This is a genomic window from Robertmurraya sp. FSL R5-0851, assembly GCF_038002965.1.
In the GTDB taxonomy this organism is placed as follows: domain Bacteria; phylum Bacillota; class Bacilli; order Bacillales; family Cytobacillaceae; genus Robertmurraya_A; species Robertmurraya_A beringensis.
In genome coordinates, this window is the sequence record NZ_JBBOOE010000001.1 from 2,953,220 (window position 1) to 2,976,600 (window position 23,381).

Consider the following 23,381-nt stretch of genomic DNA (forward strand, 5'->3'; position numbering starts at 1 on the left):
TTACACCAACTCCTTTCCATTCAAGCTATGCTCAAGACTTTGAGAAGCTAAATCCACATATTCCGTAAACGCACTATTTACCCTGTCTCTTGGATAAGAAAGATCAACATCTATCAGGGAAGCCAATCTTCCAGGACGCGCTGACATAACTGCAATTTTAGAAGATAGATATACCGCTTCGTATACATTATGAGTAACAAATAATATAGTCGTATGTTCTTTTTTCCATATGTCTAATAAATCCATTTGCAGGGATTGCCTTGTCATTTCATCCAATGCAGCAAACGGTTCATCCATTAAAAGCAACTTCGGTTTAGCAGCTAGAGCACGCGCGATTGAAACTCTCATTTTCATCCCACCCGAAAGCTGTCTTGGATAGGACTTTAAATAATCTTTCAAACCAACCATTTCTAGAACTCTCATAGCTATTTCTTTTCTTGTATTTTTATTCGATCCTCTTAACTCTAGAGGGAGCACCACGTTATCAAGGACTGTTCTCCACGGTAATAAATTCGAATCCTGGAATACATATGCAATATCATTTGAATTACGAATCAAATCCTTCGGGTTTTGTCCGAACACCTCTACCTTACCTTTTGTCGCTTCACCTAAACCTGCAACCATTCTCAAAGCTGTTGACTTCCCGCAACCTGAAGGGCCTAGGAAACTAATAAACTCTCCCTCTTGAATAGACAAGTCCAATTGACTTAACGCAACCGTACCTGTGTTATAGATTTTATCCACACCTTTAAAAGATACTACCTCTTTTTGTATGGCCCCCATCACAACTCCCCCTTTTACTTTCCAAAACTCAACGTATTTGAATATGTAACACTATTTAACAATTTTTGATAACTCACTCATTCGCACCTCAAAATGTCACAAAATATAACATACAATGTAACATAAACTTATTATATAATTTTCAGATTAATTTGACATTAGCTAACATTTACAAACTTATCATTTCTTTTTAGTTACTTTAACCAAATCTTACATTCAAAGTTAAAAGCCACGGGAGATTAAATGACAATAAGCCAAGCCCAGTGTGAACACACTGAGCTTGGCTTATTTGCTTTTATCTATTAACTTAGGAAAATCGCACCGACTACTAACCCTCCAAATATGACAAAGGCAGGATGCACCTTCCACCTTTCGATGAGCAATAGACTCACCATAGCGATCACAAAAGTTGACCATAAACCATTTGAAAAATAGGAGGTTTGAAAAAAATCAAAAGTAAGGCCGGCCATCAAAACAGCTACTGCAGGCAGGACAATCATCGATAATCTTTTCACTTTAGGCGACTCTTTGTATTTGGATAGCAGCCTTAGTAAGACAATCATGATAAATAACGAAGGCGCAACCGTAGCGAGCACACCTGTGACCGCACCAAGTGCTCCACCTACCTCAAAGCCAATATAACCAGCCATTTTGGTAGCTATCGGTCCCGGTAACGCATTCCCAAGCGCCAATACTTCACTAAATTCACTCGTAGTCATCCAACCATAACGACTAACCACTTCATGTTCAATTAAAGGAATGGATGCTGGTCCACCTCCATATCCGATAATACCAGGAATGAAAAATGCAATGAAAATCTGTATATAGATCATAGGCTCTCACTATTTCCCTTTACTTGTATTTCTATTTTTTCCTTCTTATCAGACATGGTAACTGCTATAACTAACAACCCTCCAATAACAATCCCTGGATGCACATTTAGAATTTCCATCACAATAAAGCTGCCCAATAGAAGAAAGACTCCCTTTTTCCAACCAAAGCCTTGTCTTGTTTTTTTGATAAAATCCCAAGTTAGTGTAGCCATCATGACTCCAACAATTGGGACGACTCCATTAGTCATTCCTTCAACCCTAGGATGATCCTTTACTTTATTAAATGATGTTAACAAAAGTAACATTAATAGAATAGTTGGAAGGACAGTAGCAATTACAGCATTGAGCATACCCCTGATCCCTCCCACTCGGTAACCAATATATCCCGCCATCTTCGTCGCTATCGGCCCCGGGAGAGTATTTCCTAATGCCAACACATCACTAAACTCCTGATCATTCATCCATTTAAACGTCCCTACCACTTCTTTATGTACAAGAGGAATCGTCGAGGGACCACCACCAAACCCTAACATTCCGGACCTAAAAAATGCGACAAAAATATCCCATTGCAGTCTCATCTAAAAGAACACCCACTTTCTATATTTGGTCCATATTTGTACGCTAGTAACCAAGTGCCGCACCATCTCCACGTGGATCCGCACCACCATACTTGATTTTGCTCTCCGGGTTAATTAATATCGCACCTGCATGACCCATAATATCACTAAAATCTGATACCCTCTCAATCTCATGACCTATTTCTTTTAGCTCTCTACAGATATCACTAGAGATTCTTCCTTCTACTTTTACGCTGTTGGATTCAGCTCCCCACGTACGTCCGTATAACCATCTTGGTGCTTCAATCGCAGCTTGAACAGAATAGTGATAATCAATGATCCTTGTTACTAAGGCAGCTTGGGTTTGTGGTTGTCCTTCTCCTCCCATCGTCCCATATACCAAGTAGGGCTCCCCTCCTTTAAACAGCATCGCAGGATTGAGAGTATGATAGGTTCGCTTTTTTGGTTGAAGACAATTGACATCATTCTCATTTAAAGAAAAGAAGCTGCCTCGATTTTGTAGGACTATCCCTGTATTTTTAGGGATAAAACCAGAACCGTACTCATGATAAATGCTTTGTATAAGTGACACAGAATTTCCGTACCGGTCAACCACACCAAGCCAAACTGTATCTCCCTTTGGATCCAACCTCTTCTCTAATTGGTTACTTTTATTAAATTTAATTTTACGAGCCAACTCTTCTCCTCGTTTCGAGGAAAGAAGCTTCTCTAGCGGGATATAGGAAAAGTCAGGATCTGTTAGATAACGATCACGATCCTCAAAAGCTAGTTTAGTAGCTTCAATTAGCAAGTGATAATAATCGGCGGAACCTTCTGTCAAAGATGGCACGTCAAATTGATTCAATATATTTAATATGGACAACGATGCAAAACCTTGTGTATTAGGAGGCAGATTATACACCGTGTGTCCGCGATAATCCACCGAAATTGGTTCAACCCAATCGGAATGATGAGAAGCAAAGTCCTCGGGAGTTAATATTCCCCCATATGCATTAAGATCTTCCGTAATACTCTTCGCCAACATCCCTTTATAAAACAAGTCGCTGCCTTCTTTAGCTATTCCCTCTAATGTAATTGCTAAATCAGGTTGTTTCATTAATTCACCCACGGAATAAGAAAGGCCACTTGATGTTGTAAATATTTTTTTAAACTCAGAGTATTTCTGCAAACACCTAAACTGATTGTCGGTTTCGTCCAGATTCACACGGGTCCAATATTCCTGACTAGGAGTAACCGGATACCCGTCTTTTGCATAGCCAATAGCAGATTGAAGCAACTCTTCCCATCGAAAATAGCCCCTCATATTTTCCGCGGAATATCGAAAAGCCTTTTCCCAGCCTGCAATTGCACCCGGAATCGTATTGGCAGCTAGAGCCCCCCTGGGTGGAATTTTTTCTAATCCTTGCTTCTTGTAAAAATCAATCGTTGCAAGTTCACCAGACCGACCACTGCTATTTAACGCTCTCAGTTCCTTGTTATGGGAATTATATATTAACCAAAAATTATCACCACCTATTCCATTCATATGCGGATATACAACTCCAATGGTGGACGCTGCTGCAATGGCGGCTTCTATCGCATTCCCTCCCTCCTGCAGCACTTTCATACCTGCTTGTGAGGCTAAATAGTGAGGAGTGGTAATCATACCATTCGTTGCCATAGTGGTAGGTCGATAGGCAAAAGGTAAAGATCGATACATCAGAAAACCCCTCCATACAAATTTGTTAATTGCTGGACCAAACGCAATAATTTCAAATCAGAATGATGATTGGCGATGAAAGATAATCCAATCGGAATTCCATTCTCTTTTATTAAAGGAATTGTCACTTGCGGAAACCCCGAAAGGCCCGCTATACAAGTCAGCTTCATCGTCTTCGAACGATATTGTTCCATTTTTTCTACTGATAAATTTCGCTTTGGTGCTTCCCCTGGGGTAGTAGGTAATACTAACAGACCATTTTTATTTAATAATTCAGACAGTTGATCCTTTATTAGCTCCCTTTCCTCCTCATATTCACTTAAGTGCTCTCTATTTAACGTACTTGCCCATTGAAATCGTTCAGCAATGCCTGGACCAAAGACAGGATTCACACGTTTTATCCAATCTCCATGTTCATCCCAAATCTCAATGCCTTGATTATTCCTGAATAATTCTGCCCACTTTGAAAGTCCACCCTTTGCGATGTTCACATATTGAGCACTATAGTTTTCTTTTAACACTTCAATCTTTCTTAAATAACTACCTTTTGTTTGGTTATCTAAATATGACCAAGCTTCATTTTCAAAAAACAATGTGGAAAACCCTTCCATATCATTCGGCCCTTTATCTATAAGAACCTCGCCCACTGCAAGCAATAAGTTCGGATCTCTTGTCATCCAACCAACCGTATCAAAGCTTTTAGCAAGTGGGATTACACCCGTACTATCAACTAGTCCATGTGTAGGTCTAAACCCATATATCCCACAATAGGATGAAGGAACACGAATCGATCCTCCTGTATCAGTCCCAAGTGCAAAATCCACTACCCCAGCAGAAACCGCCACAGCTGACCCACTTGAAGATCCACCAGGTATACGGTCTGATGCCCTAGGATTAACCGGTGTCCCATAATGAAAGTTTTCACCATTCAAACTATACATTAATTCATCCGTATGGGTCGTACCTTTCAGACAAGCGCCTCTCTCTAACAGTTGATTAATAACAGGTGCGTGTCGCTTAGAAGCTTGATGAGACTGAAACCAATCTGGATTTCCCGCACTGCTTCGATAATCCTTTATCTCAAATACATCCTTTACACCGAAGGAAAGCCCTTTTAATGGTCCCGACTCCGTTTGTTGGATATTTAGGTGGTCGTTCATAAAAGCATTCCATTTGTCATCCATTTCTCTTTCCCCCTTCAAAATGCACCTTTCCATGTCAGCTTTAATCACATCTCCTTTTATTATAGTTTGATTATTCTAACAAGTCATTGGCACTTTAACTAAATTTCAACTCACTTTTAGTCAAAATAACCAATTAACTAAGGAATCTAATTAAATGAAAAAAACGGCCATATGTGGCCGTTTACCATTTCCAGTGATTAATAAGTTTTCCCTTTTGATGAAAACATTTTTCTTTAGGTATAATATTAGATACGGTAAGGATAAGTGATGGTACTTTCTCAACATTAAAAACAATAATTCCTTCTTCTTCACTTTTAATAAGAAAGGACTGGCCATGCGCATAAGATGGGAGAAGATTTCCTAGCTGAATAATCCAATTCACTATTGTTAACTGAACGTCTTTCGGAACTTGGATATTGGGAGAGAATCGTAAAATCCAATCCTCTTTGTCAATGGAAAATCGGTACATGTCCTCACCCTTATCATTTCAAATTTTCCTTAAAAAAATATATGCTAGAGCTTACACCTTATTCATCGTTTACGACTTTCTCAATATATAACTCACGATTCATTTTGAGGTCGATGATTTGATCATTTACTTGCAAAAGAATCCTGAGAGGATCGTATTGGTCAACCATTAGGATTTTCCCAATCCTTCCGTCACTGAGCATAACGGATCGACCGATAATACTGTCCATTAATTTATACAGAAACAACAGTGTAATATTAGCATCCAATTTTCCGAATGCATGATCTTGAAGCTGTCTTAATGCCGTATAATATGGCAGCGGCTCTTGATAAGCACGTCTAGATAACATCGCATGAAACATATCAGCTATCGCGACAATTTTGGAATACACATCAATTTGATTGCCTTCAAGCCCCTTAGGATATCCCCTTCCGTCCTCCCGTTCATGATGATGAAGAGCCACGAGAGCCACTCGGTCACTTAACTGATCAATCTTACGAAGAATTTCATATCCATAGCTAGTATGAAGCTGCACTTCCTCGTATTCTTCCTTTGTAAGCTTTCCTTTTTTATTTAAAATAAATGGATTAATCCTTGTTTTACCAATATCATGCAAAGTCGCTCCGATTGCTAATTCTCTCAGTTCTCCTTCTGAAAGCTTTAACCACTTACCAATCATCAAGGAGATTATTCCTACACCAATGGGATGCTTGTATGTATATTCTTCGGTTTTGTTTAATTCATAAAATAAGTGATAGATATGAGGGATTTCTGAAGCTTGAGATATTACAGGAAGGATTTCTTTCTCTAACATATTGATATTGAGTTCTTCACCCAGCATTATATCAGAAAAAATCAATTGTACTTGCCTTGCTGCTTGATTAATTTTTGCGGTAATGTTTTTTATTGCCTTTTTATTTGAATAGCCATATTTTATTTGACCACTATCTTCATTTCCTAATTTTTCAAGAATATCATCAATCTCTTGAACTGTTAAATGCTCTTTCTTCATTGCTATCCCTCTTCTTCTATTAAGGATATGATTCTATTTAAATCATACCAAATTCCTTTTTAGTAGAATAGGTATTTTTTCCATTTCAAAAGATGATTTTCATAGGTGGAAAGTCTTTCAAATTGAGTGAAATTCTAGCGATAACTTATTGACTATTCACATATATTTCGTGTATATTAGAAGCATCATTAATCAGAATATATTTCCTTACTTGTTATATACAGTTAAATATGTTCGGCTTGATGGTAATATATACTTGGGGACCTTATGTGTCTTGAAAGGCTTAGGAGGAAAAGTTTATATGCAAAATGGAAAAGTAAAATGGTTTAACAATGAAAAAGGCTTTGGATTCATCGAAGTTGAAGGTGGAGACGATGTATTCGTACACTTCTCAGCAATCCAAGGTGAAGGCTTTAAGTCATTAGAAGAAGGTCAAGAAGTTTCTTTTGAAATCGTTGAAGGAAACCGTGGACCACAAGCTTCTAACGTAGTTAAGCTATAATCCAATATATTACTAGTAGGCTGGCATCTTGCCAGCCTTTATTTATTATGGCTGTTTTCGTAAAGAATGTTGTTAAAATCTTAAAGCCGATTTTAACGTGGAAATAGCTATTTTACGCTTAATAATTTAGTTTGCAAGCTCTTTTCTAAAATTAAAGCGATTTTCTGCTTAAACTTAGCACAATCATTAAAATCATGTTCTAAAAAGCAAAAAAGTTTAAGAAAAGAGCCTTTATTATTCATGTAAGTCTTTTTCCCATCTCTTTTATTTTCTCCCCGACCGTACAATTAGTAATACAAAATCGATGTGCGTATCTTCTCCCCTTTTCATCTTTGTGATGCTTATGTAGGAAACATTCCTTACAATAACGTCCCATTAATTCTTCTACTTCTCGTAATATTTGTTGCCTACTCAGCATAATCCCCACCTTTTATTAAATCACCTGCATTTTACTATGAATAGACTTGCCTTCTAGAGCTTGCGTCGCCAACTTATCACTTTCTTTATTATCTTTTCTAGAGATCGCTTCATAACGAGGAAGTAAGCCTAATTTTTTTATTTTTTCTTCTATCCGGTCAAGCCAGCGATTTAAATTTTCCTCATAACATGGCCATTCTCCTTCTAATTGTTTCAGAACCACCTGTGAATCTCCCTTAATATCACAAGGAAGCTTAGTTACCCCAAGCTCTTCTAGCAGATCAAGAGCAAAGTACAAAGCTGCATATTCCGCTTCATTGTTTGTCTCCATTTCATCAATTACTTCATTTGCACGAAGACGAAATTTCTTTTTACCTTGTTTATAATAAATAACCGCACCTATACCTGCCCGATTGTTGTTAATGTCATGTCCACCGTCAAAGTAGACAAGAACATCATGTGGTTCCTCCTCAATTTCTTCCGATAGCTTTTTCAATTCCTTAAGGGTCCACGTGGAGCCCATTTCATCATGAAATTCTAAATCCAGTACTTTTCCAGTTTTCTCAAGCTCTTCACCAGCAATTATTGCATCCTCAGCTGACAAAAAATTATTAGAAGTTAAAGCCACCGGATCAATATTTTTTATTTTATATTTATACTCTAATTTATATTTCATACATTTCATCCTCTCATTATGAATAGCTGCTTTTTACGATGTTTTTATCTTTTCCTTTTTAATAAAAAAATTACAAAAGATTGGTATTTTGAATCAAGAGCTTTTTTCTGACCATTCATACGCTTAATCAAAAAATATGTTAAACTAGCTTATACTATGTAAAAATGTCTTTTATTGGAGGAAATCAATGATTGAAGTATACATTGATGGTGCTAGTGCTGGCAATCCAGGACCTAGTGGAGCTGGTATTTTTATTAAAGCGAATGGCAAAGTTGAACGCTATTCTATTCCCTTAGGTGTCATGAGCAACCATGAAGCTGAATATTATGCTTTTATTGAAGCATTAAAAATATGTAGAAAGAATGGATATCAAGTAGTCTCCTTTCGGACCGATTCCGCACTGGTAAATCGAGCAGTTGAAAAGGAATTTGTGAAAAACAAGCAATTTGCTCCTTTACTTGAAGAAGCTTTAACCCTTTCTAAAGAATTTGATTTATTCTTTATGAAATGGATACCCAGCTCAGAAAATAAATCAGCAGATGAACTTGCCCGAGCGGCTATTCGAAAAAATGAAGAGATCAAGGAGAACGAGGACAAATGAAAAAGTCATTATTTGCAGACATTAGTTTACTTCTGGTTGCCCTTGTGTGGGGTTCAACTTTTGTGCTCGTTCAAAATGCAATTGCATCCTTGCCACCAAACGCGTTTAACTCCATTCGTTTTTTTATCGCTGCACTAATTCTTGGCGGATGGCTATTGATATTTGAACGAAAACAGCTAGTACAACTCAATCGATCCATTCTTACGTCTGGCATTTTACTCGGAGGATGGCTATTTGCTGGATATGCTTTTCAAACTGTCGGATTACTTTATACGTCATCCTCTAAAGCTGGTTTCATCACCGGACTAAGCGTTGTACTCGTTCCGCTATTTTCTCTATTTTTACTAAAACAAAGACCCACAAGAAATGCTTTGATCGGAGTAGGAATTGCAACGATCGGATTATATCTTCTAACTTTAACAGATATAACAGCCTTAAATCGAGGAGATGCATTTGTCCTCGCTTGTGCCATTGGTTTTGCCATGCATATTATCTTTACAGGTAGGTACAGTGAAAAATTCCCGACTTTGTTGCTGACAGTTATTCAAATCTTCACAGTATCTGTTTTGTCAGGTTTGCTAGCGTTATTTACTGAAGATTATTCTTTAGCCTTTCGTCTAGATATTCTCGGACAACAAGATGTACTCATTGCTTTACTTATTACTTCTATATTCGCAACAGCTATAGCCTTTTTTGCTCAAACAAGCTTTCAAAAATATACGACTCCAACAAGAGTTGCCTTAATTTTTGCCATGGAGCCTGTGTTCGCTGCGATTACTGCTTATGTTTGGGCCGATGAAAGACTAACATCCCATGCGTTACTTGGCTGTTTATGTATCTTTGCCGGGATGATCTTTGCTGAACTGCCAGTGAAAAAAAAGCATTCCATATATACCGAAAAAAAGCAAGCGATATAAAAAAAGCGTGTGAACCTCACACGCTTTTTCTATATCGTCAGCAGCTCGGCTTCTCTTATAAATTGATAAGCCTCTTTTTTCGTTTTAATTTGATTAGACAATAGCCATTCAAGAAGAGACACATAAAAGCTACCATCAAAGCTTTTTTGAGCCTTTAGTGTGACTTCAATTGCTACATTTGCTAGTTCATCAGAAGCACCGGTATAATTTTTCCCAAAATAAATAAAGCCAATCGCATCATCCTTTAGAAGGAATCCTTTGTCTAATAAATGACTTACGTACTCTTCCGTACTCAAGGTTCTCTACACTCCCTATGATCGCTTCACATCTTCTTGATTTTATCTCATCAATCGACATTTTTCTATCTTTTTCTATCCATTAAATAGCCTAAAGTCCCAGTTAACACCCCAAGAAGCGCTCCACCCACTACTTCTTCTGGCTTATGACCAAGCATTTCCTTCAATTTATCTGGGGCCTTTTCTTCAAAATGTACGGGTTTTTCATGATTCACTTTATCAAGTAAATCATCCAAGTCATTCACTTTTAATGTAAGCTCACCCGTTTGCCTTCTTATCCCCTGCGCATCATACATAACAATTAATCCATAAACAAGAGACAGAGCAAAATCTATGGTCGGTAAACCACGATTTAAGGCAATATATGTGGTTAAAGATGCGACACCAGCGGAATGAGAGCTAGGCATCCCACCCGTTTGAAAAAATAAATCTGGTCTAAACTCCTTTTTCTTCCAATAATGAATAGGGATTTTCAATCCCTGTGCTAAAGCTATACTTGAAAGTGCTATATAGACACCTTTATTCACAATCTCTCACCTCCTTTTTATTGTGAAGAAAGAAGAGTGAGATTATGCAATTAGGTAATAATATTATCGTTAAGGCAGTAACAACCTTATATTAGGAGGAATGAAAATGGGAGGAAAAAACTCACATACAAACCGTGGTACAAAAGCTCCTGGTGTGAATCCTCAAGGATATGCACAGGATGCTGAATTTACACCGAATCCGAAAAGTAAATTAGAAGATAGAGCTAAGAAAAGCAATACTAAAAACTAAAATTTAATTAGAAAAAAGCTGCCCTAATTTATGGGGCAGCTTTCGATTACGCTAGTATTTGCTGGTCTGGCAATAACCGATCCAGCCCTCTAAACTCAACCTCTTTAAACTTTGTGAGAACTTTCTCCTGGTTGAATTGGAATACTGATTCTTCGTGTGTGAAGGATATCGGAACATCACATTTGATTTCAGCAAGCTTTCTGCTTAAATAAAGCATGTCCAAATCTTGCTCTATTTTTGTTTTTTGCGCTTTAGTAAGCAATTGTAAATTCGAAATAATGCCTTCCACATGCTCAAATTGTTGAACCAATTTAAGAGCTGTTTTTTCTCCAATTCCTTTTACACCTGGATAATTATCACTAGGATCTCCCATTAACGCTTTTACATCAATCATTTGCTTTGGAAGAATCCCCTTGTCTGTATAGAAAGAATCAGGGGTATGAACGGCATAATTTCCGAACCCTTTTTGAAGTAATATGACCTTAATTCGTTCATCTAACAATTGAAGAATATCACGATCTCCCGTTAATATGCTAACCTCAAAATCGTTCATAGAAGCCTTGGCTATCGTACCAATACAATCGTCTGCCTCGTACCCTTCTAACCCAATATTAGGAATGTCAAATGCACTAACTACTTCCTTGACTAAATCAAACTGTGGAATCAATTCAACGGGTGCATCTGAACGATTAGCTTTATATTCTGTAAACATTTCATTTCGGAATGTTTTGCTTCCCATATCCCAGCAAACAGCTACGTGGCTTGGCTTAAAGGTTGATATCGCCGTTAAAAAATGTTTCACAAAACCATGAACACCATTTGTTGGTATTCCTTTAGAATTTATCATAAATTGACCCGATACACTTGTTGCAAAAAACGCACGAAATAACAGTGCCATCCCATCAACAAGTAATAGGGAACGATCTTTAGATTCGTTTGTCATTCATGGTCCTCCTCTTAGAGCATAATTCCCATTATAACATGAAAATTAATGATCAAAGATGGTATTGTTTTCTTTATTGCGTTCTCTTAACTTCAATTCCCTGCTTTTCTAATTCATAGTACATAGCCATTTTTGCTTTCCTTACATTTTCATTTAACAATAAGGTATAGCTTTTATCGTTTGAAAAAGTAAGTGTCAGTGTTCCGCTACTCATTATTCTGTTAACGATTCGACGAAAAAAAATAAATCCCTTTTCAAAGGGATTTATGGAAATAGTTATTTACTTAATAGTTCCTCTAGCTTCCGTTCTGTTTCCTCAAGATTACTGATAGAGGTTTCATCACTGAGAGCAGCCCGTAACCCTTCATAATAGTCTAGGCACTCTCTTGCCATTTGTTCTTTCAATGTCTGAATCTCAGCATTCATCACTTCTTGATAATGCTCTTTTAATCGTTGACTTCCTTCCTCCACATAACTGTTCGCTAGTGGGGATAAAATGACTTCTAGCTCCTCCATCATAAGTCGTTTTTCATTTCGTTCAAAAAACGATTTTGGATTTTTAAAATAGCCCAATGCTTTTTTAAATAAGTGAGCCTCTAAATTCTCGAAGGCATTTGCAAACTCTATACTTTTCCACGCACGTTTCTCATACGAATGAAAGGATATATCTTTATTGATATCTGCAATTGAGCCTTCAAGTAGCTGTTCAACTTCTAACAGTAACTTTTCTATGAATGACTCAACCCTAAGTGAAGTCGCTCTTAATTCTTGAGCAAAATCATATCCAATACTTGTTAAAAATTCTTCAAGTCCTCTTTGTAACGCCTGTTTCATACTTCTTCCATCATCCTTTAATAGAGACGGATTAAAGGCCTCTTTAAAGAAATCATTAAATCGATAAAACACTCTTTGCTTAATATAAAAGGCTAACTCATCGGTTTCTAAATTTAATCTTTTTTGAAGATTTTGTTCTTGATCATCTATACGAAGCAGATTTCCAATAGCTTCCTCTTGATCCCGTAGAGTTAGTAAGTATGATTCCTTTTTTTCTCGATTCTGCTTCGCATGATGGATAAAAGCTTTTAGTACATGTTTCACTCGGTTTAGTTCTGACATAGCTGATGTTAGGGCGATCTCCGTTAAGTCGTTTTCAATAAACGAGTAGAACCTTTCTTCGAATTGATCCAAACGAGAGCCTTCATTTATCGCTTCTTCTTTTTCTTTTAAACCTAACATGCTTGAAACGGGATAAACATGAGGCATACGGATTCCATACTGAATTAATTGATCTGTTACATACCCAAGAACTTCTTGTACCTCTTCTTCATCACGTGCCAAGTCAATTGCATTTACAAGAAAGAACATTTTATCCATTGAAAAGGTGTCCTTTACGCGACCAAGCTGTATTAAAAACTCGCGGTCCGCTTTAGAAAAGGCGTGATTATAATAGGTCACAAAGAGTATCGCATCTGAATTTTTAATATAGTCAAAAGCAACACCTGTATGTCGTGCATTAATAGAATCGGCGCCTGGTGTATCGACAAGCGTGATTCCATGACGAGTTAGTTCACAATCATAATACAACTCAATACTCTCTACAAAGCACGATTTTTCTTCCTTCGCAACGTAATCAGCAAATTCTTCTAACTTTGTTTGAAGAGTATCTCCTAAGTGATTTTTCGCAAAATCGTATCCCCGTAAAAATGCTGTTAAAAAAGAATAATGAACTTTTCCTTGGACATCAAACAACGAATCATCAGGATCTATTGATTCGATCACATGAACCGCATGGTCTAATGACTCCGCTGAAAGCTCGAACAAATGTAAGGATCTTTTTACTTCCTCAAGTAAATTCTCTTCACTTTTAAATTTCACTTTCACTAAACCATGCTTATTTTCTTCAGTAACAGGCATGATTTTATTTATCGCTGCCGTAGTTGGGTTAGGTGAAACCGGCAGAAGCTTCTGCCCTATTAATGCATTTGCAAAGGAGGATTTGCCTGCACTAAATGCACCGAAAAGTGCGATTGTAAATCCTCTATTAGTCAGTCTATCGGATGTTAATGTCAGTTCCTCTGAAGACGTTTTAAATCCTGGTACAGCGTTTAACAAGTTCGCTGCTGTCTTTAGCTTTTTTACTACATCTTTCACTTGAAGTCCTGCATGTGTTGGTGTTTCTATAGGTGTTTCTATAGTCTTCTCTACTTTTTTCGTTGAATTTACAGCTACATTTTCTCTAGATGACATGATCTCAAATTCTTCATTTACAGTAAGAAGTTTTTCTATCTCACGTTCCTTTATTTCATCGCTCTTGATATTTTCAGTTAAAATTTGTTCCATTTTATATTTGGACTTTTCTTGACTATCCGTTATCGTTTTTAACTCTGACCATGTATGATCAAAATCTTTTATGACTTTTAACTCTTCTTCCCATTTTGAAGTCTTCCTGCTTATCTTAGCACCTTGAATTTTTAGAAAATCTTCCATAAATGGCTCGAGTTCTCTTCTAGCAAGAGTTTTTAAGCTTTCCGCTACATCATTTGTATAGTTCAAAACGTACTCACCAGATAAACGCGCATCCTTCTTTTCCGCTTTTAACAGAAGCTCTGAAGTAAAAGGTACAGAATATTCCTGGATTTTCGTTAGTAAATCAGCACTATTGATGTCTTCTTGCTTTATAAAGCGAGTAATCGCATCTTTCAAGTGCCATTCAAGTTGAGATTTTACCTTTTCCTGCATATCAGAAGAAAATGTCTGTAATCTCGCTTGGCGTTCTTGCTTTGTCTTATTTTTAGAAAACAATAATCCTACTTTAAACTCTCGCTGTCTTGACTCAAGAAATTTTTCCGCAAGTTCTCTTGTTTGAAAGGGCATCAAGTAAGCATTTTTTAAAATATCATTAATCACAAGCTCTAACTTTCTCTTTTGTTGGTTTAGAGTTTCCATTTGTAAGTCTAACTGCTGTTGTAACTCCACTATCTTACCTTGTAAGCTATTCCTTTCATCTTCAGGTAGGGCGCTTAATTTTTGTTCAAGTTTTTCAATGGTATCTTTATTCTGATTTGTTTCGAATACCATTTGTTCTTGAATAAGCTTTTTAAGAGAATTTGAAACTGAGAGCTCTAACAACTGATCCTTCATAACGACTTTTTCAGCAATAAACGTTTGTAGATCTTTTAACTCATTGTGAGGATGGGTTGGTTCCTTTAGCGTTGTATAAAATATACGACCTGGTTTCACTCCCCATGAAGCAAAGGATTCTTTTACACTTTCTTGAAACTGAAGAAAGCTTAGCTCTTCCTCACGATGCTTATCGATTTGATTTACAACTAAGAAAACTTCCTTTCCTTCCTCGGTTAGTTCCTTAGTAAACATAAAGTTAACCTCAGATTGGACATGATTATAATCCATGCAATAAAACACGAGATCCGCTAGGTGTAAAGCAGACTCTGTAGCGATTCGATGAGCATCATCTGTTGAATCAATTCCTGGTGTATCTAATATCGCTGTACCAGCTGTTAGCTTCGTGTTACTCTTGCTAATCTCTATGGACGTAATCTCGTCTCCATTTTTGCAGTATGTTTTGACCATGCTATAGTCGTAGGGAGCCTTGTAGTATAGAGGTCTTCCTTCGTTAAAATAGACCTTCGCATAGTCCTCCCCTGCTTTCACTTTCACTAAATTCGCACTTGTTGGAATAGGGCTGGAAGGAAGAATATTTTCACCAATTAAGGTATTAATCATGGTGGATTTTCCCGCTGAAAAATGACCACAAAAAGCAATTGCATATTCTCTCTCTTGAAGTTTTATAGCCAATTGCTTTGCTTTTTGTGCCGTTTCTTCATTTCCCCTTGAAAGAAAATATGTATGTAGATTGGCAAGACGTGATAGTGTGATCTGTGTATCATGTTGAAAGATTGTATTTGACATGGTTCTACCCCTTGTTTGTACTTTTACCTCTTTATTTTAACTGATTTTTCACACATTTCCCAAACAAAAAAAAATCAGGTTTACATTCACCCGATTTTTTTTATTTATTTAATTGAATAGCTTGTGGTTTGCTTACATTCTTTAACACATGCTTCATTAATAATCCATAAACGACAACTGTTGCGCCAATAAAAATCGTTACCATTTACAAACACCGTCCTCTTTAATGAGAGTGATAATTATTTTCATATGAACACTATACCACGAATGATAATCACTATCAATAAACTTTCTGATCATTCACATTTTTTTCATAAACGGCAACGGGAGAAATCTGCTTGTTTTATGGAATACCTCATTGTATTTTGTATGGTTACAAAGAGCTCTTTCCTCCGCAGGAATTCGGATCATTAATATAAGTGCGTTAAGGAGTGAAAAGGCAATAAGTGTTCCGTATGCTTGAAAAAGAAGTGGGATCACAAGAAATTCTAGGGTCACGATTAAATAGTTTGGGTGCTTTAGAAACTTATAAGGACCTTTTTTAATAACAGCAGCTTGTGGTACTACGATTATTTTCGTATTCCAATACTTTCCTAAAGACGAAAGCGCCCAAATTCTTCCTATTTGTGTGACCAAAAACAAACTGACAAGCGCTGGCCAATATGAGGAGATTTCTTTTCCTTGTACCAACACCTCTAGACAAAGGGATATAAAAAATAATACATGTACAATCACAATAAAAATGTAATGCGTTTTGCCAAACTCTACTCCACCCTGCTCTTTCATCCATTTCTCATTTCTTTTAGCAATGGCTAATTCACAAACTCGTTGAAAAATCACAAATGCCAGAAATAAAAAAAACATTATGTTTCCCTCCATTGTAAGAGCAGTAATTCTGAGCTAAAACCAGGACCCAATGCCGTTGCAAGACCCAAATCCTGCTTTTTAGCCACTTTCATGGTTTGATTTAAAACATATAATATGGTTGTTGATGACATATTTCCGAAATTCTTTAGCACATTTGAAGATATGTCTAACATTTCTGCTGGTAACTGTAATGATTTTACATATGCATCCAGAACCTTCTTTCCTCCTGGATGGGCAATAAAATGCTGAAGCTCTTCCAGTTGACAACCATTCTCAGTAAGAAAAGTATTTACATTGGGCTTTAACCATTTTTCAATAATGGAAGGAATATCCTTAGAAAAAACAACATAAAGGCCATTCTCTTTTACTTCCCACCCCATCACATCAAGTGAGTCCTTCATGGTAGTTGACTTTGTAGCTAATATAGTTGGATAAGAGGTTAATTGACTGATGCTTTCCTTTTGAACTTGATCGCCTACAACTAAAGCACATGCCACTCCATCAGCAAATAGGGAAGATCCAATTAAGTTACTTTTGGACAAATCGTTTTTCTGGAATGTTAAACTGCATAATTCAATTGTAAGTACAAGTACTTTGGCTTTAGGAAAAGCGAGGCAGTATTCGTATGCTCTTGATAACCCAGAAGCACCACCCGCACAGCCAAGACCCCAGATAGGAATTCGTTTCGTATGTATCGAAAATGGAAGGATATTCATAATCCTTGCTTCTATACTAGGTGTTGCTATACCTGTACTTGAGATAGTAAAAATTGCGTCTATCTCTTCATAATCTATTGGTTCCTTCAAAAAGTCCTTATTTTTCAGACAATTTTCTATTGCTTTTGTACCTAACTGGATGGCTGTTTCTATATAAGCATCATTTTTTTCCTTAAAAGACCTTTCTTTTGCAAACCAGTCTATACTTCTAGCAAAATGTCGTTTGATGATTTGTCCGTGCTGGAACGCCTTAAGCAATCTTTCAATATCATGAAATGAATCTGTAAAAAGCTTTCGAGAAAAATCCATCACTTCAGTTTGTGTTATTTCATATTGTGGGGGTGCTTCACCTACTGATAGAATTGCTGGCATTGCATTGCTCCTTCCATGATGACCAATACAAGGATATTTTTTCCAAAAACAGAAGATTTATTCATGAAAAAGACTCCCTACTTTAGTAAGTAGAGAGTCATCCATGTCTTGAAGGAGTTGCTGTGCCTCTTCATTATATGTTGATTTTCGTTACAAATCACTAGATAATTTTTACCATAGAAATGAACCAAAAGGACCATTCCATTCCCATTATTTTTTACTATTGAAAATGAGAAAACCATGTTATTTTTCACTAAATCTATGATAATATAATGATATTCGACTAGTTGGAGGAATATCAATGACTTTATCTAAGCAAGTGACAGATATTTTAAACGGGACTATTGATTCAGTTAAATCAGTTCTTCCATTTGACCTAGCCGTTGAAAAACCATCTCTATTTACACAGCCATTTACACAACATTCAATTGGTGTGCTAATTGGAATGACCGGAGATGTAAGAGGTCGAATTATTATTGATGGAAATGAACAGGTGTTTGGTAAGATTGGAGAAGGAATGTTCGGTATGGCTTTAGAAGGGGAAATGCTAGAGTCTTTCGCTGGAGAGTTAGGAAATATGATTGCAGGGAATTTATCTACAACGATTTCACAAAAAGGCCACGAAACGGATATTACTCCCCCCACGGTTTTGGTTGGAGAAACAAAGGTCTACGGATTTGATAAAGCATTCCGTTTACCGATCAATATTCAAGACTTAGGAACGATTGAACTTATTATTATGGTAGAAAATAAGTAGAGAGGGTTACCCTCTCTACCTTTTTTTAAAATCCGTGGATCGTCATCCCACCGTCAACAAATATGGTTTGACCACTGATATAATTTCCTGCTTCGGAAGCTAGCATGACAACAGGACCTACTAGTTCTGGTAATTCACCGACACGATTTAAAGGAGTGACGGCTAAAATATCTTTTACATACTCTTTGTTAGAAAGTAAGGTTTCTGTTAAAGGTGTTTTGAAATACCATGGGCCAATGCTATTTACATTAATATTATGAGGACCCCATTCTAATGCAAGCACTTTGGTCATTTGAATCATAGCCGCTTTTGTTGCCGCATAAACGACACCTGTCCGCAAAGCAACATGCCCGGCAACAGATGAGATCGATATGATTCTACCCGCCGTTCCGTGCTTCTGCATCACTTTACCAACTTGTTGAGACATCATAAAGGCTGACTTTAAATTGGTATCCATAATCGTCTGCCACTCTTCTTCCGTAACCTCTATTGCTTTAGAACGAATATTCATTCCTGCATTATTGATAAGAATATGTATTTCTCCCCACTCATCCTCCACGGTAGACACAGCCCTTGATATTTCCTCTGTTGAGGTGACATTCGCAGGTATAACGAGCACCCTTCTGCCAAGAGAATGAATAATTTCAGCCGTTTCCCTTAAATCTCCTTCGGTTCGGGAAAGTAGTGCAACATCTGCCCCTGCTTCCGCTAACCCAATGGCTAGTGCTTTTCCAATTCCCCTGCCGGCACCTGTAACTATCGCATGTTTGTTATCTAATCGAAATGATGGTAAGTACACAACGATCCCCCTTTTTCATTCATATATGAATCAACATATCAAACAGTAGTCAAAAAGAAAAGGAAAAAGGGTTTCTTTTTCCTGTCACCTTATTACTTCTTATCCTGTTGTCTTTGCACCTCTATATAAATCTCTTTGCACACCAGTTCACCGCACACCTGACATACTACCTTCCCATCGTAAAGAGTTCGGCAGTGTTCACAATAGTATTTCACCATATATTATCCCTCACTATTTCTTACTGACCAATATTACTATCAGTATATTTATTGCAAGTATAAGAGGTTCCTTCTAGCAGTCTAAAAGCTTGAGGAATAATAATAAATATGAAAAATCTCTGATGAACATAACCATATTCAAATACCAATTATTAACATCACCCTAACACCTCTACCTTAATAATATGTATAGAGGAAATCCCTTTAGCAATAATAGGAACTAGGTGGTGAATAATCTTGGGAATCCTTCAAGCCTTCTTCAATTGGCGAGAAGGAAAATATCAGGAGCATTTAGAAGCAATGTATGAGGATGATAAGTGCCCTCAATGTCATGGAAAAGGGTACCATGTGTATCCTCCTGTAGGAGAGTTTATCCCATATAATCATATTTTTGATTGCGCAGGCTGCGAAGGCTCAGGCTCTTATTCAAAGTGGGATAGCACAATCGTGTAACACACTCTAGGCTTCTAGGGTGTGTTTTATTGTGTAATAAATATCACTCACCTACAAATGCTTTTATGTCGACATTCGTAACCGTTATCATATATATTCAAATTTTATCTTTTTCACAAATTTTTCACATTTCAAGACAACTGTATGTGATTTAAATCACTGTCACGATAACTTTTCACTACTATCATAGTAAATACATAACAATTGAACAATTTGTGAAATCAATGAAAGCTAATGGAATTGAAACAATTGTCTTGTATTATGAAGTTGTAATCATTAATTTATTGTGAAACCTTGGAGAGGAAGTGAGGGTTATGGCGAAAATGGAACTCAATCGAAAAACAAAGACGGAAATTGAGGATAGCTCTTCTTTAAAGGGGACATTAGCTTCCGTTTTCCTATTAGGATTCTTTCTAATAGTGACATGGGTAAGCGTGTACTTCTTATTTTTAGACCGTTTTTAAAGAGAGAAAGGGGGATATATGTATTATGCATATGCATAAATTCGAAAAGATTTGGCTGATATTTGGGATTGGGACTCTTCTAGTTTTCCTAACCGTTTTAGGTGTTAGTGCCTTTTATCTCGGAAACCAACCACCCAGCTGTTTAGCCACAATCAATCCTGAAAAAGTTGATACAACTGCACCATTCAATGAGCCAGGCCTAAAAAAAGTTGAAGGCAAAGACTGGGACTATGAATTAGTATACGTAGCTCAAGCTTTTGCTTATACTCCTGGAGAAATTGAAGTTCCACTTGGAGCAAAAGTTAAGGTAATTGCAACAACAAAAGACGTCATTCACGGATTTCAAGTTGCTGGAACAAATATTAACATGATGTTAGAGCCTGGTTATATAAGCGAGTATGTCACAACCTTTGACAAAGTAGGAGAATACTTAATTTTATGTAATGAATATTGTGGTTCTGGACACCACATGATGACGTCTAAAATCAAGGTGGTGGAATAATGAATACATTAAATGTAAAAATCGATCCTCGTGATGGAAAATTAGTTATGGCTCATTTTTATGTAGCTTTCATCGCTTTAGCTGTCGGTGGGCTGGCAGGACTCCTTCAAACGTTAGTACGTTCTGGAAAATTTGTGTTACCTGCAGGAATTGGCTATTATCAAATCTTAACGGTTCACGGTGTCGTGCTCGGGCTTGTATTAACAACATTCTTCATTATGGGCTTTCAAATTGCTGCTACAAGTCGTACATCAGGTACATTATCCAATCTTCAAAGAAAATTAGGTTGGATTGGCTTTTGGTTAATGACTGCAGGTACGCTAATGACAGCCACAATGATATTACTAAATAAAGCTTCTGTATTATATACCTTTTATGCACCTTTACAAGCACATTTTATTTACTATCTTGGTCTAACACTTGTTGTGGTAGGTAGTTGGGTAGATGGAGCTGCTGTATTAGGTAAATATATTAGCTGGAGAAAGCAAAATCCTGGTCAGCCAAGCCCGTTAATTACGTTTATGGCGGTTGTCAATACGATGTTATGGATTGTCGCAACTATTGGTGTTGCTTCAACCGTACTATTCCAATTACTTCCATGGTCACTTGGAATTGTTGATCGAGTGGACGTTTTAGTTAGCCGTACACTGTTCTGGTATTTTGGACATCCACTTGTTTATTTTTGGTTATTACCTGCCTATATGGCATGGTATGTAGTCATTCCAAAAGTCATTGGTGCAAAAATCTTCTCTGATTCGCTTGCTCGTTTGTCCTTTATCCTATTTTTACTATTCTCTATCCCTGTTGGTTTTCACCATCAGTTAATGGAGCCAGGAATTGATCCTGCTTGGAAGTTCTTACAGGTTATCTTAACGTTTTTAGTTGTCATACCATCATTAATGACTGCTTTCTCCCTCTTTGCTACTTTCGAAAGCTATGGCCGCTCTAAAGGAGCTACCGGACTTTTCGGATGGTTTAAAAAGCTGCCTTGGGGAGATGCAAGATTTACGGTACCTTTTATCGGGATGCTTTCATTCATTCCTGCAGGTGCCGGTGGACTGGTGAATGCTTCTCATCAGTTGAACCAGGTGATTCATAATACGATTTGGGTTACTGGACACTTCCATTTAACCCTTGCAACCGCAGTTGTTCTAACTTTCTTTGGTATTACATACTGGCTGGTTCCTCATGTAACAGGCCGAATATTAACAAAGGCGATGAATAAACTTGCGATTTACCAAGGCGTCCTTTGGGCAATTGGCATGACCTTTATGTCTGGTGCAATGCACGCAGCTGGTTTATTAGGAGCACCACGTCGTTCTTCTTTTTCAGAGTATGGAGGAGCTGCTCAAGCTTCTGAATGGATTCCTTATCAAATCGCTCAAGCGGTTGGTGGCACCATCCTTTTCATAGCGATAATTCTTATGCTTTATATTTTTGTGAATTTAGCATTTTTTGCTCCAAAGGGAGAAGAAGAATTTCCAATTGGTGAAGTGAGCGATAAAGCTGAAAAAACACCAATGGTATTTGAGAACTGGAAGCTTTGGTTAGGTATTACTGCGTTACTAATCTTGTTCGCGTACACCATACCATTTATTGATATGATTCAAAATGCTCCAATCGGATCAAAAGGTTATAAATTATGGTAATAACAAACAGCGCCTATTAATGGGCGCTGTTTGTGGTTTCTACAGATATTTTATTTTTCTTTTCGTAACTCACTAAAATGACTGAAGCAAGTATAAACATTCCACCAATGAGTTGTATTATTGTTAATGTTTCATTGTAATAGTACAACCCCAATAATGTTGCTACAACCGGTTCGATCGTAGCAATAATGGACGCCTTACTACTCTCTGTTTTCTTCAGTCCCCAAGTGTATAAAAAGTAAGCTGTTACAGTCGTTATTAAAGCAAGCCCAATACTATACCAAATGATTGATGGCTTAAATAGGATACTTGACTTTGTCCAAAGAGTTGTAGATGGCACTAAGGATAAAGAAGCAATCAAAAATGTATAAAACGTAACAGTAAAAGGGGCATATCTTTGAAGTGCCAGCTTCCCGAATATACTGTATAGCGCATAACCTAACCCTGAGCCTAATCCGATAAACAACCCAATCGTTGAAATCTGTGCTGTTTCTTCCATTCTGAGACCTGCAATAAGAACACACCCAATGATCGTACCAAGTACGGCTAAAATCTTTTTTCTACCAAGCTTCTCCTTTAAAAAAACAAAAGATAAAATCGATACAAAAGCAGGTGACGTATACAGCAGTATAACTGCTAGAGAGACATTCATTTCATTTATTGTTGTAAAATAGCACCAATTAAAAAAAACTATGCTTAATACTCCGGTTCCAATAAATAGATAGGTATCTTTAAATTGAATTTTTAACTGTTCCCTTTTTTTCGCTACTCCAATAACAAAAAGAATCAAGAACGCTACCCCTACTCGTATCGTAACGATCTCCATAGCTGAAAAGCCAACTGCTTTTAATTCTCTAACGAACAGAGCTATTAGTCCCCATAAGAATGCAGCTAGACCAATAGAAAAATTTGAAGCTAAATGCATGGTTTCCTCCTTGAAAAAAGGACGACAAAAATTGTCATCCCC

The 23,381-nt window shown here is 37.1% G+C and carries 26 protein-coding genes; 9 read left to right on the top strand and 17 right to left on the bottom strand.

Features of this window, described 5'->3' with window-relative positions; translation table 11 throughout:
- The 7 genes from MKX65_RS15180 to MKX65_RS15210 form a co-directional block, all read right to left on the bottom strand.
- Positions 1 to 783, bottom strand: coding sequence for an ABC transporter ATP-binding protein (locus MKX65_RS15180; protein WP_340904410.1), 783 nt, complete (start codon positions 781 to 783; stop codon positions 1 to 3).
- Positions 784 to 1,085: 302 nt separating this feature from the next.
- The gene (locus MKX65_RS15185) at positions 1,086 to 1,616 is read right to left on the bottom strand and encodes a chromate transporter (RefSeq protein ID WP_340904411.1); all 531 of its coding nucleotides are present in this window, start codon (positions 1,614 to 1,616) and stop codon (positions 1,086 to 1,088) included.
- The gene (locus tag MKX65_RS15190; protein ID WP_160548820.1) at positions 1,613 to 2,194 is read right to left on the bottom strand and encodes a chromate transporter; all 582 of its coding nucleotides are present in this window, start codon (positions 2,192 to 2,194) and stop codon (positions 1,613 to 1,615) included. The genes MKX65_RS15185 and MKX65_RS15190 overlap by 4 nt, the downstream gene beginning before the upstream one ends.
- 43 nt (positions 2,195 to 2,237) lie before the next feature.
- Positions 2,238 to 3,893 (bottom strand): gamma-glutamyltransferase, encoded by a 1,656-nt coding sequence (gene ggt, locus MKX65_RS15195; protein WP_340904412.1) that lies wholly within the window; start codon positions 3,891 to 3,893, stop codon positions 2,238 to 2,240.
- Positions 3,893 to 5,077, bottom strand: a complete 1,185-nt coding sequence (locus MKX65_RS15200) for an amidase (protein ID WP_340904413.1) — start codon at positions 5,075 to 5,077, stop codon at positions 3,893 to 3,895. The genes ggt and MKX65_RS15200 overlap by 1 nt, the downstream gene beginning before the upstream one ends.
- A 181-nt stretch (positions 5,078 to 5,258) precedes the next feature.
- Positions 5,259 to 5,546: a hypothetical protein gene (locus MKX65_RS15205; RefSeq protein WP_119708881.1), complete on the bottom strand. Its 288-nt coding sequence runs from the start codon at positions 5,544 to 5,546 to the stop codon at positions 5,259 to 5,261.
- A 58-nt stretch (positions 5,547 to 5,604) separates the two neighbouring features.
- On the bottom strand, positions 5,605 to 6,558 hold the full coding sequence (locus MKX65_RS15210; RefSeq protein WP_340904416.1) for an HD-GYP domain-containing protein: 954 nt from the start codon (positions 6,556 to 6,558) through the stop codon (positions 5,605 to 5,607).
- A 301-nt stretch (positions 6,559 to 6,859) separates the two neighbouring features.
- Here MKX65_RS15210 and cspD point away from each other — a divergent pair, with 301 nt between their 5' ends.
- Entirely contained in the window at positions 6,860 to 7,060 is a 201-nt protein-coding gene (cspD, locus tag MKX65_RS15215) for a cold-shock protein CspD (RefSeq protein WP_066047720.1), read from the top strand.
- A gap of 238 nt (positions 7,061 to 7,298) precedes the next feature.
- Here cspD and MKX65_RS15220 read toward each other — a convergent pair whose 3' ends face one another.
- Together MKX65_RS15220 and MKX65_RS15225 are read right to left on the bottom strand one after the other, a co-directional pair.
- Complete coding sequence (locus tag MKX65_RS15220; protein ID WP_377059135.1) at positions 7,299 to 7,478, bottom strand: zinc-finger domain-containing protein; 180 nt, start codon at positions 7,476 to 7,478, stop codon at positions 7,299 to 7,301.
- Between the two features lie 15 nt (positions 7,479 to 7,493).
- Positions 7,494 to 8,153 (bottom strand): reverse transcriptase-like protein, encoded by a 660-nt coding sequence (locus MKX65_RS15225; protein ID WP_340904420.1) that lies wholly within the window; start codon positions 8,151 to 8,153, stop codon positions 7,494 to 7,496.
- A gap of 187 nt (positions 8,154 to 8,340) precedes the next feature.
- Here MKX65_RS15225 and MKX65_RS15230 point away from each other — a divergent pair, with 187 nt between their 5' ends.
- Together MKX65_RS15230 and MKX65_RS15235 are read left to right on the top strand one after the other, a co-directional pair.
- Positions 8,341 to 8,754, top strand: a complete 414-nt coding sequence (locus MKX65_RS15230; RefSeq protein ID WP_340904422.1) for a reverse transcriptase-like protein — start codon at positions 8,341 to 8,343, stop codon at positions 8,752 to 8,754.
- Positions 8,751 to 9,671, top strand: a complete 921-nt coding sequence (locus MKX65_RS15235) for a DMT family transporter (RefSeq protein ID WP_340904424.1) — start codon at positions 8,751 to 8,753, stop codon at positions 9,669 to 9,671. Before MKX65_RS15230 ends, MKX65_RS15235 begins: the two co-directional genes overlap by 4 nt.
- 29 nt (positions 9,672 to 9,700) lie before the next feature.
- Here the strand turns inward: MKX65_RS15235 and MKX65_RS15240 are convergent, their stop codons facing one another.
- Both MKX65_RS15240 and MKX65_RS15245 read right to left on the bottom strand, forming a co-directional pair.
- On the bottom strand, positions 9,701 to 9,967 hold the full coding sequence (locus MKX65_RS15240) for a DUF6123 family protein (protein WP_160547198.1): 267 nt from the start codon (positions 9,965 to 9,967) through the stop codon (positions 9,701 to 9,703).
- A 65-nt stretch (positions 9,968 to 10,032) separates the two neighbouring features.
- A complete protein-coding gene (locus MKX65_RS15245; RefSeq protein WP_340904428.1) occupies positions 10,033 to 10,494 on the bottom strand; it encodes a divergent PAP2 family protein in 462 nt (153 codons plus the stop codon).
- 100 nt (positions 10,495 to 10,594) lie between these two features.
- Between MKX65_RS15245 and sspL the strand changes: the two genes are divergently transcribed.
- The gene (sspL, locus tag MKX65_RS15250; RefSeq protein WP_340904432.1) at positions 10,595 to 10,744 is read left to right on the top strand and encodes a small, acid-soluble spore protein L; all 150 of its coding nucleotides are present in this window, start codon (positions 10,595 to 10,597) and stop codon (positions 10,742 to 10,744) included.
- 46 nt (positions 10,745 to 10,790) lie between these two features.
- On the opposite strand, the gene MKX65_RS15255 is transcribed toward sspL, so the two are convergent.
- The 4 genes from MKX65_RS15255 to MKX65_RS15270 form a co-directional block, all read right to left on the bottom strand.
- Positions 10,791 to 11,687, bottom strand: coding sequence for a 5'-3' exonuclease (locus tag MKX65_RS15255; protein WP_340904434.1), 897 nt, complete (start codon positions 11,685 to 11,687; stop codon positions 10,791 to 10,793).
- 276 nt (positions 11,688 to 11,963) lie between these two features.
- Complete coding sequence (locus MKX65_RS15260; protein WP_340904437.1) at positions 11,964 to 15,617, bottom strand: dynamin family protein; 3,654 nt, start codon at positions 15,615 to 15,617, stop codon at positions 11,964 to 11,966.
- Positions 15,618 to 15,917: 300 nt separating this feature from the next.
- On the bottom strand, positions 15,918 to 16,484 hold the full coding sequence (locus tag MKX65_RS15265; protein WP_377059153.1) for an isoprenylcysteine carboxyl methyltransferase family protein: 567 nt from the start codon (positions 16,482 to 16,484) through the stop codon (positions 15,918 to 15,920).
- Positions 16,481 to 17,572 (bottom strand): type III polyketide synthase, encoded by a 1,092-nt coding sequence (locus tag MKX65_RS15270; RefSeq protein ID WP_340904442.1) that lies wholly within the window; start codon positions 17,570 to 17,572, stop codon positions 16,481 to 16,483. The genes MKX65_RS15265 and MKX65_RS15270 overlap by 4 nt, the downstream gene beginning before the upstream one ends.
- Before the next feature lie 301 nt (positions 17,573 to 17,873).
- Between MKX65_RS15270 and MKX65_RS15275 the strand changes: the two genes are divergently transcribed.
- Positions 17,874 to 18,329 carry a chemotaxis protein CheX gene (locus tag MKX65_RS15275; protein WP_251514798.1) on the top strand — a complete coding sequence of 152 codons (456 nt, stop codon included), beginning with the start codon at positions 17,874 to 17,876 and terminating at the stop codon, positions 18,327 to 18,329.
- A 25-nt stretch (positions 18,330 to 18,354) separates the two neighbouring features.
- On the opposite strand, the gene MKX65_RS15280 is transcribed toward MKX65_RS15275, so the two are convergent.
- Positions 18,355 to 19,128, bottom strand: a complete 774-nt coding sequence (locus tag MKX65_RS15280; RefSeq protein WP_340904450.1) for an SDR family NAD(P)-dependent oxidoreductase — start codon at positions 19,126 to 19,128, stop codon at positions 18,355 to 18,357.
- A 455-nt stretch (positions 19,129 to 19,583) separates the two neighbouring features.
- Here MKX65_RS15280 and MKX65_RS15285 point away from each other — a divergent pair, with 455 nt between their 5' ends.
- The 4 genes from MKX65_RS15285 (at position 19,584) to MKX65_RS15300 (ending at position 22,414) form a co-directional block, all read left to right on the top strand.
- Complete coding sequence (locus tag MKX65_RS15285) at positions 19,584 to 19,799, top strand: methionine aminopeptidase (RefSeq protein WP_160547191.1); 216 nt, start codon at positions 19,584 to 19,586, stop codon at positions 19,797 to 19,799.
- Positions 19,800 to 20,113: 314 nt separating this feature from the next.
- Positions 20,114 to 20,263 (top strand): cytochrome c oxidase subunit 2A, encoded by a 150-nt coding sequence (locus MKX65_RS15290; protein ID WP_119708897.1) that lies wholly within the window; start codon positions 20,114 to 20,116, stop codon positions 20,261 to 20,263.
- 25 nt (positions 20,264 to 20,288) lie between these two features.
- Positions 20,289 to 20,765, top strand: coding sequence for a cytochrome c oxidase subunit II (locus MKX65_RS15295; protein WP_160547190.1), 477 nt, complete (start codon positions 20,289 to 20,291; stop codon positions 20,763 to 20,765).
- Complete coding sequence (locus tag MKX65_RS15300; RefSeq protein ID WP_160547189.1) at positions 20,765 to 22,414, top strand: cbb3-type cytochrome c oxidase subunit I; 1,650 nt, start codon at positions 20,765 to 20,767, stop codon at positions 22,412 to 22,414. Before MKX65_RS15295 ends, MKX65_RS15300 begins: the two co-directional genes overlap by 1 nt.
- A gap of 16 nt (positions 22,415 to 22,430) precedes the next feature.
- Here the strand turns inward: MKX65_RS15300 and MKX65_RS15305 are convergent, their stop codons facing one another.
- The gene (locus MKX65_RS15305) at positions 22,431 to 23,339 is read right to left on the bottom strand and encodes a DMT family transporter (RefSeq protein WP_160547188.1); all 909 of its coding nucleotides are present in this window, start codon (positions 23,337 to 23,339) and stop codon (positions 22,431 to 22,433) included.
- Between the last annotated feature and the right edge of the window lie 42 nt (positions 23,340 to 23,381).

Coding starts and splice junctions, on each gene's coding strand:
- MKX65_RS15290 (WP_119708897.1), top strand. CDS start 20,114: ATGGCGAAAATGGAACTCAATCGAAAAACAAAGACGGAAATTGAGGAT.
- MKX65_RS15190 (WP_160548820.1), bottom strand. CDS start 2,194: ATGAGACTGCAATGGGATATTTTTGTCGCATTTTTTAGGTCCGGAATG.
- MKX65_RS15180 (WP_340904410.1), bottom strand. CDS start 783: ATGGGGGCCATACAAAAAGAGGTAGTATCTTTTAAAGGTGTGGATAAA.
- sspL (WP_340904432.1), top strand. CDS start 10,595: ATGAAAATGGGAGGAAAAAACTCACATACAAACCGTGGTACAAAAGCT.
- MKX65_RS15220 (WP_377059135.1), bottom strand. CDS start 7,478: ATGCTGAGTAGGCAACAAATATTACGAGAAGTAGAAGAATTAATGGGA.
- MKX65_RS15305 (WP_160547188.1), bottom strand. CDS start 23,339: ATGCATTTAGCTTCAAATTTTTCTATTGGTCTAGCTGCATTCTTATGG.
- ggt (WP_340904412.1), bottom strand. CDS start 3,893: ATGTATCGATCTTTACCTTTTGCCTATCGACCTACCACTATGGCAACG.
- MKX65_RS15300 (WP_160547189.1), top strand. CDS start 20,765: ATGAATACATTAAATGTAAAAATCGATCCTCGTGATGGAAAATTAGTT.
- cspD (WP_066047720.1), top strand. CDS start 6,860: ATGCAAAATGGAAAAGTAAAATGGTTTAACAATGAAAAAGGCTTTGGA.
- MKX65_RS15235 (WP_340904424.1), top strand. CDS start 8,751: ATGAAAAAGTCATTATTTGCAGACATTAGTTTACTTCTGGTTGCCCTT.
- MKX65_RS15200 (WP_340904413.1), bottom strand. CDS start 5,077: ATGGATGACAAATGGAATGCTTTTATGAACGACCACCTAAATATCCAA.
- MKX65_RS15295 (WP_160547190.1), top strand. CDS start 20,289: ATGCATATGCATAAATTCGAAAAGATTTGGCTGATATTTGGGATTGGG.
- MKX65_RS15185 (WP_340904411.1), bottom strand. CDS start 1,616: ATGATCTATATACAGATTTTCATTGCATTTTTCATTCCTGGTATTATC.
- MKX65_RS15260 (WP_340904437.1), bottom strand. CDS start 15,617: ATGTCAAATACAATCTTTCAACATGATACACAGATCACACTATCACGT.
- MKX65_RS15225 (WP_340904420.1), bottom strand. CDS start 8,153: ATGAAATATAAATTAGAGTATAAATATAAAATAAAAAATATTGATCCG.
- MKX65_RS15270 (WP_340904442.1), bottom strand. CDS start 17,572: ATGCCAGCAATTCTATCAGTAGGTGAAGCACCCCCACAATATGAAATA.
- MKX65_RS15230 (WP_340904422.1), top strand. CDS start 8,341: ATGATTGAAGTATACATTGATGGTGCTAGTGCTGGCAATCCAGGACCT.
- MKX65_RS15210 (WP_340904416.1), bottom strand. CDS start 6,558: ATGAAGAAAGAGCATTTAACAGTTCAAGAGATTGATGATATTCTTGAA.
- MKX65_RS15255 (WP_340904434.1), bottom strand. CDS start 11,687: ATGACAAACGAATCTAAAGATCGTTCCCTATTACTTGTTGATGGGATG.
- MKX65_RS15275 (WP_251514798.1), top strand. CDS start 17,874: ATGACTTTATCTAAGCAAGTGACAGATATTTTAAACGGGACTATTGAT.
- MKX65_RS15205 (WP_119708881.1), bottom strand. CDS start 5,546: ATGTACCGATTTTCCATTGACAAAGAGGATTGGATTTTACGATTCTCT.